Annotated in this window: 8 protein-coding genes; all 8 read right to left on the reverse strand. The window is 35.7% G+C overall.

Annotated features, from left to right (window positions below; all coding sequences use genetic code 11):
* Nucleotides 1–36: 36 nt before the first annotated feature.
* A complete protein-coding gene (locus tag E1J38_RS01525; RefSeq protein WP_133354577.1) occupies nucleotides 37–1,824 on the reverse strand; it encodes an amidohydrolase family protein in 1,788 nt (595 codons plus the stop codon).
* Nucleotides 1,825–1,838: 14 nt separating this feature from the next.
* The gene (locus E1J38_RS01530) at nucleotides 1,839–2,927 is read right to left on the reverse strand and encodes a PKD domain-containing protein (protein WP_133354575.1); all 1,089 of its coding nucleotides are present in this window, start codon (nucleotides 2,925–2,927) and stop codon (nucleotides 1,839–1,841) included.
* A 9-nt stretch (nucleotides 2,928–2,936) separates the two neighbouring features.
* The gene (locus E1J38_RS01535) at nucleotides 2,937–4,481 is read right to left on the reverse strand and encodes a sulfatase (protein WP_133354573.1); all 1,545 of its coding nucleotides are present in this window, start codon (nucleotides 4,479–4,481) and stop codon (nucleotides 2,937–2,939) included.
* A complete protein-coding gene (locus E1J38_RS01540; protein WP_133354570.1) occupies nucleotides 4,478–6,406 on the reverse strand; it encodes a heparinase II/III domain-containing protein in 1,929 nt (642 codons plus the stop codon). Before E1J38_RS01540 ends, E1J38_RS01535 begins: the two co-directional genes overlap by 4 nt.
* Before the next feature lie 67 nt (nucleotides 6,407–6,473).
* The gene (locus E1J38_RS01545) at nucleotides 6,474–7,178 is read right to left on the reverse strand and encodes a 3-keto-disaccharide hydrolase (protein ID WP_133354568.1); all 705 of its coding nucleotides are present in this window, start codon (nucleotides 7,176–7,178) and stop codon (nucleotides 6,474–6,476) included.
* Between the two features lie 12 nt (nucleotides 7,179–7,190).
* Nucleotides 7,191–9,551, reverse strand: a complete 2,361-nt coding sequence (locus tag E1J38_RS01550) for an alpha-L-rhamnosidase-related protein (RefSeq protein WP_133354566.1) — start codon at nucleotides 9,549–9,551, stop codon at nucleotides 7,191–7,193.
* Nucleotides 9,552–9,567: 16 nt separating this feature from the next.
* The gene (locus tag E1J38_RS01555) at nucleotides 9,568–11,949 is read right to left on the reverse strand and encodes an alpha-L-rhamnosidase-related protein (protein ID WP_133354564.1); all 2,382 of its coding nucleotides are present in this window, start codon (nucleotides 11,947–11,949) and stop codon (nucleotides 9,568–9,570) included.
* A 396-nt stretch (nucleotides 11,950–12,345) separates the two neighbouring features.
* Nucleotides 12,346–14,247, reverse strand: a complete 1,902-nt coding sequence (locus tag E1J38_RS01560; protein ID WP_133354562.1) for a glycoside hydrolase family protein — start codon at nucleotides 14,245–14,247, stop codon at nucleotides 12,346–12,348.
* Nucleotides 14,248–14,459: the final 212 nt, after the last annotated feature.

Here is a 14,459-nt window from a genome sequence, read left to right on the forward strand (position 1 = left end):
TTATATGTTTTCAATCGTTTATCTTTTGTTCGTTATTTATTCCGTTTTTATTGATTTTTTTAAATCGTAAATATCGTTTCTAATGTCATTCAATTCTCCTACAATTAAGTAATAATCAAACTCATACACCGTATTTTTGTTTAATGTTGCAGGGTGAATTGGAGCCATATACGAAGTTGCACTGTCATAGGCTTCATAACCTGGGTCTTTAGCCATACCTGCTAAAAAGTTAGCGCATTTTGGAGAATATACTCCCATTCCCCATAAGTCATCATTTACAAAAGCCATCCAACTTTCGGTAACCATATTGTTTTTGTATTTGCCCCAAAAACCACTTCGTAGGTTGACTACTTTTGGATTATCTAAAGGTTCACCCGTAAATGGCTTGTCTCCAAAATAGGAATACAAATTATTTAAGGCCGATATTGGATACACTGCTGGCAACTCTTGGTTGTGCGTTTTTCCTTCTCCATAAATGGAATCGGTTCTGTGACAAGTTAACTTATTTTGAACCTTAATAACATTACCTTCTAATGTAGTCCATTGTTCCATAATGGCTTCTGCTGCTTTGTTTTTCATATCCCAAAGCATAGGGATACATTTTACATACAGCGTATTTCCTTCTTGCTTGTATTCTAGAATTTCTGCTCGGTTACGATAGCAATCGCCAACCTGAATGGGATTCCAAGACCAAGGAGACCAAGCTTTTTTTTGTCCTTCGTTTTGTCTATTGATGATGTTGCCTCCATAATACGATTGCTGAATGTATCTACCTTCATCATGAACATTTACAATATTTCTATCCACATCTGACTTAGAAATATAAGCTATGGCTCCTCCTCTTCTTAAATCCAACTTTAAACGAAGTTCATCATTACCTAGTTCCATAAAAGTGGGAATGGTAGGATTTATCAATCCGTAAGCCTTTCTCACATTATTAAAAAATAATTGTTCCTCGCTCAAATCATTTCGAGTTTTACAATACTTTTCTAAAATTTGAACTGCATTATTGTAGGTTCCCCGTAAACTTGACAATGGCCAATTGCTACCAAATAACAATCGATTTGGACCAAAAGCCTCAAGATTAGCATCCAATAAAGGTTTGTAATATTTTAGTTTTTTAGGAGCGTTATTTTTTCCAGAAAGGGTATGAAGCGCAGATATCTTCATAAATACATTTGGAAAAGACGCCACTTTTTGAAGTGCTTTTTTGTAATTTTCTTCATTTTGCAGTACGCCATTTTTTAATTTGCCACCTCCAAAATGATTGACTACAATATGCATGTTTGGGTATTTTTTAGCGATAGTTGCTACATGTTTTAACCCATTCATTTCGAGTACTAAATTACGTTTATCTAATTCTCTTAATTGTTTTAAAACTTCAGGATTTGAAAAATCCAATCCTTTATATCTTGGACGAACGCCTCTAAACCTGGTATTCTTTTTTAAAGCATCTAAATCACTTTTAAAATTAGCATCTAAAGGATTTAAATTCACTGTAAACCCGAGTATGTTATCAGATTCGCTAGCTATTTTAGACAACCAAAAATTATCTTCTCTTCTACTGCTTGCTTCTACAAGATATGCATAGTTAAACCCTGATGAATTGGCTACTTCTAAAAAATCTTTTTGTAAATGCGGACGAAACAAGTCGTGGTTACTTTCCTTTTTCTTGTTATTAAGAAATGCATAGCTACTGTCACGATTCGTATCATAAAAATGAATATGTGCATCTATCCGAGCGGTTTTATGTTGACCGTAGGATGCTTTTGTAAACGCTAAAAGCGAAATAAAAACAACGTATATTTTTAAATTAATCGTCATAAAAGTAATTCCAACTATTTTGTAACCACATCCCAAACTTTGGAGCGTATGGATTTGCCTCCTTTATTTTCAACGGTGAGCACAACGGTCCAATGGTCTCCAGAGCTATATTGATGTACTGGATTTTGTTCATTAGAAGTTGTTCCATCCCCAAAATCCCAAGTCCATTTTTCAACATCTCCCACAGTTTCATCTTTAAAAGCAAAAACACGACTGTCTCTATCTACCTCAACAAAAGACCAATTGGCTTGAAGCTCTGGTGCTAATTCCTTAATCAATGGCATTAATCTAAAGGCATTCATAAAATCGCCATCATGAATCATATTAATATTATGCGAAAGACTTGTAAAATCCTTTCTTTCTTTATTATCATTATCATAATCGATAACACTCCAAGACATGGCGATAATTTCATTTTCTTTAAGCGTTGAAACAGCAGAACGATTGATACCTTCAATGGCGGCATAATCGAATGGTGTAATCCAAAATTCCATTTTGAGTGTACCAGGTTTACCTTGTTTTAAATTATGCTGATAAGCAGCATTGGCATAAGGGAAGTCTTTAATCCAAGGCGTATTACCCCAAACCATGGCCCAATCTTTATTTACTGCAGGCATAAAAACGTGGTAATTTTGTGCGTGAGCACCATGACCTCTAAAATGTAATTCTTCAATAGGAATATGTTTTTTATTGGCATTCCATTTTTTTATGAAATTACCACCCGACACATCGGCATCTACTACCAATTCGAAAATATCTTGTCTAATATCGAGTTGTTCAAATTCCCAGAAATCATCAAAAACCTCAACATAAAAATATAATCGGTTCAAGTCTTTTACCCACCCTACTTTAACTGAGATATCTAAATCGTTTGCATCAAGATTAAAGCCATTGCCATTGATAGCTTCTTTCATTTGGTCTAACCCAATGGCATAAGTATCTGGAACTAGATTCCAATCAGAAAAATCGCCATCAATTCGAGGCATTTTGTGTTGCGGAAATTGAAAAATTGGGTAAATGGTATCACGACTGGATTGGGCATAAGTTTTCAAAAAACCTAATCCAAAAACAAAAATCCATACAAAACAAATCAGTAAACGCATATCTATCTCTTATTTATGTTCAATTCTCTTTGCTACACGCAAGCCTCCTTTTTGAACCCCTATGCCTTCTGGGTGATATTTTTCTGGATCAAACGCAGGGTTTACAACTGGCACAACAGCATTAGCATCTTTTAAATGCGCTTCAATTAAGGCATCCATGTCTTTTACTCTTTCTGGATACTTTTCGGCAAGGTTATGTACTTCTCCTATATCTTGCTTTAAGTTATATAAGTAGTATTGATGAGCAAAATCCTGTCCGTTGTGAAATACTCGAATGAGTTTCCAATCGCCTTCATGAACTGAAACCGATGGCGGTAACCAATTTGGTATTTTTGGTTGATGCGGAAAATAGGTAATGATTGGTCCCCTATCTTGAGTTTCGCCTTTCAATGCTTTAGTTATATTGACACCATCAATTTTATGCTTTTTAGGGAATTGAATACCTAGTTGATTCAAAATAGTCGGATAAAAATCGGTAGATTGAATCATAACATCTGATGTTGTTCCGGGTGTTGTTAGTTTTGGCCACGCAACAATACAAGGTACCCTTGTTCCTCCTTCGTAAATGGTGGCCTTACCACCACGTAATGGACGATTACTTGTGGGTTCTGTAATGAATTCTTCTCCAGATGGTGTTGTTTCACGAATGCCATTATACATGTTTCCTCCATTATCACTAAAGAAAACAATAGCGGTTCTATCACTAATACCTAGTCTATCGATTTCATCTAATAAACGTCCAACGGCTTGGTCTAAAGAATGTACCATAGCTGCGTAAGTTGGCGAATGTTGTAAGTCTGTAAAATCGATTTTAGACTGGTAATATTTTATCAAACTTTCTTTGGCATCAAAAGGGGCGTGAACCGAAAATTGCCAGTAGTTCATAAAAAATGGTTTATTTAAATCTATAGAACGTAACCAATTGATGGCTTCATCTGCCATTCGATCTTCAATGTGCTCATTTTCATAATTCGCCTTAAAATTTGGATATTTCCATGGTGCCACAAAACTTCCTGCAGGTCCTGGTCCCGGCCAGTGGGGTATGTCAACATCGAATCCATGTTGAAGAGGTGTGTAAGGTTCTTTACCTAAATGCCATTTACCAAAATGAGCCGTATTGTACCCATCAGCCTTTAATAATCTACCAAGCGTTGGTATTATGGTATCTAATCTGGTTACTGGTGTACAGGCAATTGATTTAGAATCTGGAGCCGCTTTTGTAGGCACTAAAGCTTTTAACTGTACTTTAGGTTGATGTGCTGCAGGTGAAGTAATTCCTGTTCTGGCGGGTGTTTGTCCTGTTAAAATACTAGCACGCGTTGGTGAGCACAATGGACTTGCAGCATAGGCACGATTAAACGTTACACCACGAGCTGCCAAACGCTCTAAATTAGGGGTTTCATAGAGCTTAGTCTTGCCATATAATGTTACATCTGCCCAACCCAAATCGTCGGCCAAAATAAACACCACATTCATTTTTTTGTTGTCTGTTTCTTGTGCTTTGGCAACAACAAATGCCAAACTGAATATTAAAATGTTGATTACTTTTTTCATTTTATCTTTTTAATTTGAAAAGTATACGCTCCTTCTTTTTGTAACGAATTTGCCGTTAGCGAAATTCTGTATACTTTGTTACCCCAAACATTAGTTAATTTTTCTTCTCGCAATTCAATCAATTCTAAAGTGGGTGTAAATTGTTTTTTATCGTATACTAATTCTGCATACGCTCCATTAGCTTTTACTTTTATTTTCCCTAGGGTTTTCACATCCACCTCTCCCCAAGTCATAAAGTTAATTTGATTTTTTTCTAATATTTCTGATAGTGAAAATTTGTCTTTTATCAATAATCCGTTTTTATTCAATTGATAACTTCTTACCCAAGATTTTACGGCTGCATTTTCTGAATATGCTTTAGAAATGTCTGTAGAAAATATTTTTTTGGTTTTATAAAAACGTGTATTTGTAGCTTTAAAAATTGCTCCTGGACTTTGTGCTACTCCGTTAATTACTGGTACGTTGTGGTAATTGCTTTGCATCGTCCAAATGGTATAGCGGTCTGGTCCAAAGGTTTTGGCAGTATACGGACCAACACCAGTATCAATAAAAATTGGGGTGGCATTTACATAAAATATAAATGACCCAACATCATTATGATTATGGTTTTCTTGGTTATACCCTCCTTTAGCTGCTACAAAAAGCCCCTCTTTATTACTCATAAAACAGTATTCTGTTTTTGGATACCAAGAATATTCAGGGACTTTAAAAACAGGCGTTGTACTTTCTAATGCTTCTGATATGGTTGCATTTCGTAACGCTCTATCTATATCTCTTTTATAAGCTATTGTCGTTTCTGGGTTTTCCTCTTTCAAATAAGCTGCAAAATGCATCATATCTTGACTCGCAACCGCTTTTCCAAAAGCGTAAATAAAATATGGATTTCCTTTTGCTTTTGCTGATGCATCTGAAAAATTAACTACCCAACCTTTACCAACATTAGCACGATATACATATTCTGCCATGGCTTTTATTTCAGGCTTATCAAAAATGGAAATTTCACCAGCAGTGAGTTTTTCTAACAAGGATAAATAATCGTACATTTTTCCAGAAGCAACACCCCAATAGCCAGGGCCTTCGTCGCAAGCTCCATCTTTATCTTCATTAATAAACATGTCTACAGATTGCATGGAACGATACACCGCTTCAGCCAATTTCTCTTTATCGTTTTCCATCAACATAAAACATTGTAGCACATTGGCATTACACCAAGGATTCCAGTTGTTTACTTTTGGTTTGTTTTTGGTATAGGGAGGAAGTGCTGTCCACCAATAGTTCATATTCATATAAGGTTCTAGAATACGCTTTTTTACTTCAAATTGAATGCGTTCTGAAATAAGTGGATTGACCTTATCAAACTCATTTTTAAAAAAGTAATATGCCCAAGACAACATAGCTCCCGTTTGCGAAGAATACAACCCAATTAAGTTTTCATTTATATCGGGGAAATGGTTTTTAACTTCTTTAGCCGAAATTTTAAAATGAGCCGATAACACCCAACTGGTCATCTCACAATTCATAAAAACACCATCTATAATTTGGTCTAAAAAGCGACCTTTTCCTTCAGCCAATTCAGCTAATATTAAAGCGCTTATCGCATCTTGATTATCAAAATATGGGTCTTGCATGGTTTGACGATTGCCCGTTCTGGAGTAATCTAGGTAATCGGTTGCTTTAACTACTTGCCATTCGTAATCTAAATAGACTTGTCCGTTTTCAATCAAGCTTAGTTTGTGACTTCCCAAGAGTGTGTCCCATGCTTCTCGATTACTGTAGTCTGGATACTCTACCCACTTTTGATTCATGACTAACATGTCATCAAGCTCTTCAGGAGTACAAGATGCTGCTAAAAAATCGCGCTGTGCATATGTTGAAAAATGAATCGAAACAAGTATTAAAAACAACAAAATCAATGATGTATTCATCGATTTGGGTTTAGTATTTTTAACCAAAAGCATATCTTTATTTTTTGTAGAAAAACCTAGATTCAACTTAAAGTTCTCTGATTTTTAAGTTTCTCCAATGAATAATGCCTTGCTTTCCTCCATGAACTTGCAGACCAATAAATCCGCTTGGGAATTCATTTTTTTCATCTATCCAATGTGCAGCAGGAATTCCATTTACCCAAGTTTTAAACACATTGCCTACTACTTTTATGGTAAGCCTGTTCCATCCACTTCGGTTGATAGCATTTTTTAAGGGCGCATGTTCAGGTGCTTTTAGTGGATAAAACCAACCACCACAATTTTGACCATAAATACCTCCAGACCAGCCACGTCCTTTTTTAGCCAAATCTTCCATTTCGGCTTGTGGACCAATTACGGTATTTCTATTGGGGTCTTTTCGAATTCGAGAACGAATTTGAACTCCCGAATTGCCGTCAACTTCCCATTTCATTTCACAAGTAAAAATAAAATCGGTGTATTCTTTATCGGTACACAAAAAAGTACTTGGTCCTGCACTACAGGTTCCTACAATTTCACCGTTTACAACTTCAAATGTCATTGTTCCTTGCTTAGGTGACCATCCGTTTAAAGTTTTTCCATCAAACAACGATTTGAATTTTTTACTTTTCAGTTTTGGTTCTTTATCTGTATTAAGCAACTGATGTTTTGATTTCTGGTTATTTTGTGCTATACCTGTAACGGATAGTAAAACTATACTACACAAAAAGATAAATTGTTTTTTAATACGCATGGTTTATTTTTTTTACTTATAAATAGTTGCGAAATTCCATTTCCCTTCTTCAACCTCAAATGAAATAAAATCTTCATCTTCATCGATGAGCTTGAGATTTTTTGACTTGGTTTTTAATTTCCCCTTTTTCCAAATTTCTTTACCATTTACCAAAATTTTTGCAATTGCTTTTTCTTCTTTTGGAAGATATACTGTAGCTCTGGTTTTTGCAGGCGAGTTGAAATTAACTTGATATACTTTATCTGTTTTTTCAGCCTCTAAAATGATAACGCCTTTAACAGAAGGGACAATTTGTTTTACAGTAGTTAAGTACGCAAAGTTGGGTTTTACTTCAAAGGTTTCCCACGCCACACTTGTTGGTTTAACACCTGCAATGTATCTAGACAACACATAATTAGGGGCATTCCAAGCATGGTTGTACGTTCCTCGAAGTTTAGGTAGAAATTTTTCGTACAGTGTTGTTAACCATTCCATATTTACTTGTTCCTCATAACGCACTTTCATGCGTTCTAACCCCTTCTCATATTGCCCTGTAAGCATTATGGCTTCTTCTACCATCCATTCCATATGCGGACTAGATTTCTTTACTGGAACTAAAACACTATCAACTAAAATATTGTAGTGTTCTTTTTTTGCTAGTCCGCTAATAATAGCCAAAGCACTTACACGCTCTTCTATTAACTTATCTTTGGATCCGTAACGATTTCCTTGCCAATACTCTTTTTCAAAATTGGCTTTAATGCTCTTAATTCTCAGATTTAACCATTCCAAATCTTGCTTTCTATCTAAAGTAATTGCCATTTTTTTTGTGGCGTTCAATGCCATGTAATACAAAATAACATTTACAGGAACTTGGTCTGGATCTATGCCCCAATCAATCCAATTGGCATATCCCTTTCGATGTTCAGGTAAACCATTGGGTTGCATATTCCAAAGTTTTAAATACTTTAAAATAGAGGGATATGCATTTTCTAAAGTTTTTTTATCACCTGTATTGTAGTAATACTGCCAAACAACTTGGTCTATAAATTGTAAACTTTGTCCTGTTAGCTCACTACTTTTACCTCGATATGCTCCAAAGCCAGGTGCTAATCCTTGAATAGTATCTCCTTTTCTATAAGCAATAGTATTGTCAATTCCTTTTTTTAAGAGTAGTCGTCCTGCATTGTCAAGAGAGTAAAAAACAGCCCCTGTTTGGTCTGCCACATCACCAATCCATAAACCACGTTCTCTATCTGGGCAGTCCATAAAACCATCTCTGGCACAAACATAAAGTGTATTTCTTGCCATCCACCAAAGTCTGGAAAAATAAGGGTCACTGCATTCAAAATGACCAGTCATTTCACCCACTCCAGTCCATCTGTATTTTAGCTCTAACACCTCTACTCCAGCAGGAATTGAATATTCCACAAAATGACCATTAATCCAAGAATAACTTTCGAATTCCTGTACACCATTTTTAGTAATGTAAGTTCCCTTTAGCATGTTGAAGGGATTATCCATATCTGCTACAATAGTTTTACCAGCTTTACTATTCACTTTTAAATAGGGCGTTATTTGCTGGTTGAAAGGTAATTTGGCACGAATTATTAGTAAAGAATCTGTTGTGTTCTTAAAAGGTAAATTAACCTTCTCTTTATTCGATTTTAGTGTGAGAGATTCGTAGTTTACCAAACCTCTATCATTCCATTGTGGAATGGCTCTTTTTACTAAAGTCCCCCAAGGTTTATTATTGGCAATACCCTTTACGATGGGTTTATTCCAATCTTTATCATCATAATTACTCGTGTACCAAGCTTGGTCAGACCAATCTCCCAAAGCTTTTCTGGCATCAAACTTTACGTTGTAAGCATTAACACGATTGGCACTACCTCCTCCCCCGCCGCTTTTGGGGTCGTAAGCAGGGTGTACTTTCATTTTCCAAGTGTTATCAGATTCTAGAGCTTGCTGTCCTAAATCCGCATAAAACAATAAACCGCCTTTACCACTATCGTCATGTACTTTTCGGGTTCTACCCCAATACCAAACCAAAATAGCAATAGTGTTTTTTCCTTCCTTTAGATATGATTTTAAATTGACCTCATCATAATAATTGGTGTCTGGTGCAGCTCCTCGAGCTAAACCGCCTTCAAACAGGACCATTTCCCCATTAACCCAAAGCCAGTATTTGGTATCTACAGCAATATTTGCCAATGCGTTTTCAGGAATGTCTTTTAGGTTGAATTCTTTTCTAAAGGCCACCCAAGTATTTGCAGGTCCAGCTTCTTCTTGCCAAATCCATTGGGCATTCCCCCAGCTATTTGAATTTGCTACTGCTGCAATTGAAGTTATAAAAACACAAAAAAAAACTACTATCCTTTTTTTAAGTTCCATGCTATTTTCTTAGAATCTATTTATATTCAGCATTTACACTCCATTCTCCTGAAGACAATTTAAATTTCAAAAATTTATCATCTTCACCAACATAGCTTACTCCAGCAATCATCTTTTTTGCTTTTCCTTTTTTCCATACTTTTTTTCCGTTTATTTTAATCGAAGCAACTTGTTTTTCTGATATTGGAATACCAATAATGGCATCAGTTTTATTTGGTGATTCTAAGGTTAATTGATAAGCGCTATCTGTTTTATTCATATCAATAACAACATTACCTTTAACTGTTGGAATTGTTTTTTCTATCTTTTTAAAATGCACCAAAGTTGGCATAATTTGAAATTCACTCCAACCCACTTTAGTAGGTGCTACACCTGCTACATATTTTGATAAAATGGTATTAGAACCGTTCCAAGCGTGATTGTAACTTCCTTTATTACCAAATTTTTCATACAGTGTGGTTATCGATTTTTTATCTACCTGACTTTGGTACATCTCTTTCATTCGTTGTAAAGAGGCTTTTGGTCTACCAGCTATAAACATCGCTTCCTCTGCCATCCATTCAAAATGCGGACTAGAAAATCGGTTTGGCAACAAGACATTATCTACAATTTGATTGTAATATTTTGGGTTTGCAATACCTGAAACAATAGCGATAGCATTGGCTCTATCGTCTTTAAATTTTTCAGCATTAGTACTATAAAATCCGTTTTTCCAATAAGCCTTTTCGAAAGCAGGTTTCATGGTATTCATTCTGTCATTATACCATTTAACATGTTCCTGTTTACCTAATACTTCTGCCATATTTTTAGCTTTTTCTAAAGCCAAATAATAAAACGCCATTTGGATAGGTTCAGCATCGGTAGTATTGGCTACACCCCAATCTAACCAATCCCATGTATCGGGACTTTTTCTTTTGCGGTATTCAGGCAAGCCATTTTCTTTCATTGGAAACAAATCCAAATACTTGTATAAATAAGGATAGGCTTTTTCTAGTGTTTCCTTGTCGCCTGTATTGAGATAGTATGGCCAAACTACCTGCGAAATAAACTGTAAACTTTGGCAAACCAATTCACGCACTCTGAGTGGCCCCAAAGCGCCAATAACATCATTTTCGCTAAAAGCAGTGGTTTGCAAAATTGCCTTCTTTAGTAATTGACGACCCGCATTATCCATAGCATAAAATAAATAGCCTGTTTGGTCTGCTACATCGCCAATCCATAAAGCACGTTCACGGTCTGGACAATCCATAAAATTATCTCGAGCACAAACAAAAAGTGTATTGTTACCCATATCCCACAAACGGTTGTAAAATGGGTCGTCTATTTGAAAACTACCAGCCATTTCTCCTACGCTCATCCATCGGTATTTTAACGCCTTCACTTTTACGCCTGCAGGAATGGTGTACAGAACTTCATGCCCATTAAACCATGAGTAACTTTCAAACGTTTGAAGTCCATCTTTAGCAATATAAGTAGCATGGATACTGTTTCTACTGTTATCTGTAGTAATAAAGATACTATCTCCTGCTTTGGCTTCAATCTCTAAATACGGGGTTACCTGTTTATTAAAAGGAAGTCTTGCTTTTATGGTTTTACCATCACTTACAAATGGGAATTTCAATTCCTCGTGATTGGCATAATTCTGCAAACCGTGATTCACTAAATGAGGTACTATATTTTTTTCGACATTATACCAAGGTGCTACACCTAGTTTTCCTTTTTCTGAAGCGTTTGCCCAATTCGTATCGTTAAAACTTTGGGTGTACCATGCTTTGTCTGTCCAGTCATTTAAGGCTTTTTGTGCATTAAATTTTACAGAATATTGAACTAAAGATTTACTAGCTGGTGCTATGGTATTATCATAACCTGGATGTTGTAATACTTTCCAACTGCTATCAGAAACCAAATGTTGATTTCCTATTTCTGAGGAGAATAAAAAACCGCCTTTACCACTATCGATATGCGTTCCTTTATGGGTTTCACGACCCCAAAACCACACTAAAATAGCAATGGTGTTTTTCCCTTTTTTTAAATAGGGTTGAATGTTTAAGGTTTCGTACCAAGAGTTGGCGGGTGTTATTTTTTCTTTACGATTCCATGTTCCTGCTTGACTTGGCCCTCGTGAAAGTCCTCCTTCAAAAATCACCATTTCTCCGTTAATCCACAACCAAAACTTACTATCTACTGAAATATGCGCTTCCACTACTTCTGGAATTTCGTCTAGTGAAATTGTTTTTCTAAAACTCACCCAAGCATTCGATGGTCCATCTTCTTGTTGCCAAATCCATTGGGCTCCTTTCCAATTGGGGTTGGTGGCAAAAGCTGAAGTGCAAAGAATTACGAATAAAAAAATAATTGCATTTTGTAGCAATTGAATTGGTTTAAATTTTGTTGACATTACTAATAATCTGTATTAAATATGTTTATTAAGTTTAAGGGGGAAAATTAACCAAAGTTTACGTTTTAATTGTCCTGTAATGTCATGGAATAATGTAAAATATGAACTATTTTAATTGGTTTTCAACAATAATATCTAAGTTACCTAAAAGCCAATCGACACTATCAATTCGTTTAATTGGAATAACAGAATGAAAAACCAAGGCTGAAGTAAGCCGTAGTGTTTTTTTTATTCAAATTAGATTTTATGTGTCTTGATTTTTAGAAAGGCTGCACATCTATCAAACTTAAGGTTTACCATTTTCTTTTAAATTAGATTTGTTTAAAAACTAAAAGTTTGTCAGATATTAAATTAAATTGTGGTGTTTACTAGCCATATGATACCATATGGGTACGATTATTTGTTTCCATCTTCAGCTAAAACTTTTAATTCTTCTAAAATCGCCATACCAAAAAACCCAGTGGTATATGCACAACTCGATGGAAAGTACTCTCTAATACCAACCATAGAATGAGAGGTGCTACCTACCAAACCTCCTACAGCTTCAGGATCTGGACCTGTATATTGGTTCTCTAAACACCATAACAATGCCCTGCGGGCCGTTTTTAAATAATCTTTCTTACCTGTAGCTTCATAAAGTTGGTAAAACAATAAACTCCAGAGCGGTGTGCCTTTTTCTGTAATACTTTCTTCTTTTGGGTCTTTATTAAATATAAATGACCAAGAGCCATCGGCATTCTGGTTTTCCTGAAGATGCTTTGCCATTTTTTCAGCATACTCAAGGTAAATTGTATCAGGATACATTCTGTTCATTGCTAATAAGCCTTCCATTGCCCACCCTAAACCACGTGTCATTCTCATGGTTTCAATAGTCTCTTTGGTTGTCCAATTATAAGCTCTATGCCATAAACCATCCTCTCTTTGAAAAACCTTCATATGCTTATCCATAAATCTTTTACCACTCTCTCGAAATCGCTCATCTCCCGTTGCCTCATATAGAGCCGCATGCCCTTCTGGGTCCCACCCGGTCTCATCCAGAATTTTTTCATTAAAACGATTGTCATCATAACGATAGAAGTGTGGTAACACCTCAAATTTGTCAAGCATTTCATCTTTTTGAAGACACCAATATTTAGAAGCTTCTAAATAAGTACTATCTCTAGTAGCTTGAAATAAAGGCATTAATGCCCAACGAATCATAACACCAGAATCTGAAGTACCAATCCATTTTGAGTAGCTATGGAATCTACGCATCCATATAACCAAAAACGACCCTTCACCTGGATGGCCTTCTTCTTTTAATTGATATTTTAGAATATTACGTCCTATTTTGTCTGCTGACTCAATCAAATCTTGCGTATTGTATAATTTTTGAATTTCAGGTATATTTATGGCATCCAGTACCATTTTCACATATTGAGTACTTGCCCAATTCCAGTAACTAGTGCGGTGCAATTTCGCTTCCATATCATAAAAAGCATAAAGGCTACCATAAGTAGGACTGGATGTATTATTATTTTGTCTGCGAAGGCCATCGGCTATTACTAAATCTAATGCCGCAATGAGTCGTTCCCGAGATACGGGCCCGCCCTTCATTTTTTCCACTTCTACAGCTTTCTTTGAGACAATTGGCGAGTTTTCTATCAGAGCGGAAGCAATTTCAATCGCCTTGTTATCATTGTAAATTACAATACTCACCTTACCTGACCAATCTTCAGATAAAAGACGAAACGAATGTGTAAATTCCCTTAGAATAACCGGAAAGGTTTTTCGTAAATAAACCTTCTCAATTTTTGGTGTTGTATGGTCAAGCATCAATGAGTTTTCCCAATGCTCCAGTTTATAGGATGGCAATACTATTTCCTTTTTTAAGGGTGAGCTTTCCCTGTAATAAGGCCCTCCAAAGATATAGTCACCTGTAGGTTCTTTCTCAAAAACACAAACGCCATCCATACCTTGTTCCAATTCAACATCTACCACGGGGTATCTTGTATCCAGAGGGGACTTTTGAAAATTTTTGGCAGTACCCTCCGGATTTGGATCATTATGGTAAATCTCCCGGGCGCTGGAAACAGGATTGTTTCTATCGGACTCAATTCTAATTTCGAATTCTGTGATTCCCTTCGGAATGTAGGCCTCTACTAACAATTGTTTGCTGTTTTTTGTTAGTTGTAATTTAGCATCTCCATTGCCTGACAAAGCTTGATAGTCCTGTGAAAAAGCTGAAGTGCTAAGAATTACGAATACAATTAATGTTACATTTTTTAGAAATTGATTTGTTTTTGCTGTTATTGACATTACAAATTAGTTACAGAAGATGCTTTTCTTCGATTTAAGACGAAAAATTAACCAAAGTTTGCATTTTAACTATCCTGCAATGTCATGGAGCATAAGAAAATATTAATAACTATTTAACCCAAAATTTTATTTGTTTTACTAGTTTATCTTGTTCTTTCAAAAAATGAACTAAATGATAATGATAATAATACCCGTTGTGCATTTTAAATAAT

This window comes from Seonamhaeicola sediminis (assembly GCF_004358095.2).
In the GTDB taxonomy this organism is placed as follows: Bacteria; Bacteroidota; Bacteroidia; order Flavobacteriales; family Flavobacteriaceae; genus Seonamhaeicola; species Seonamhaeicola sediminis.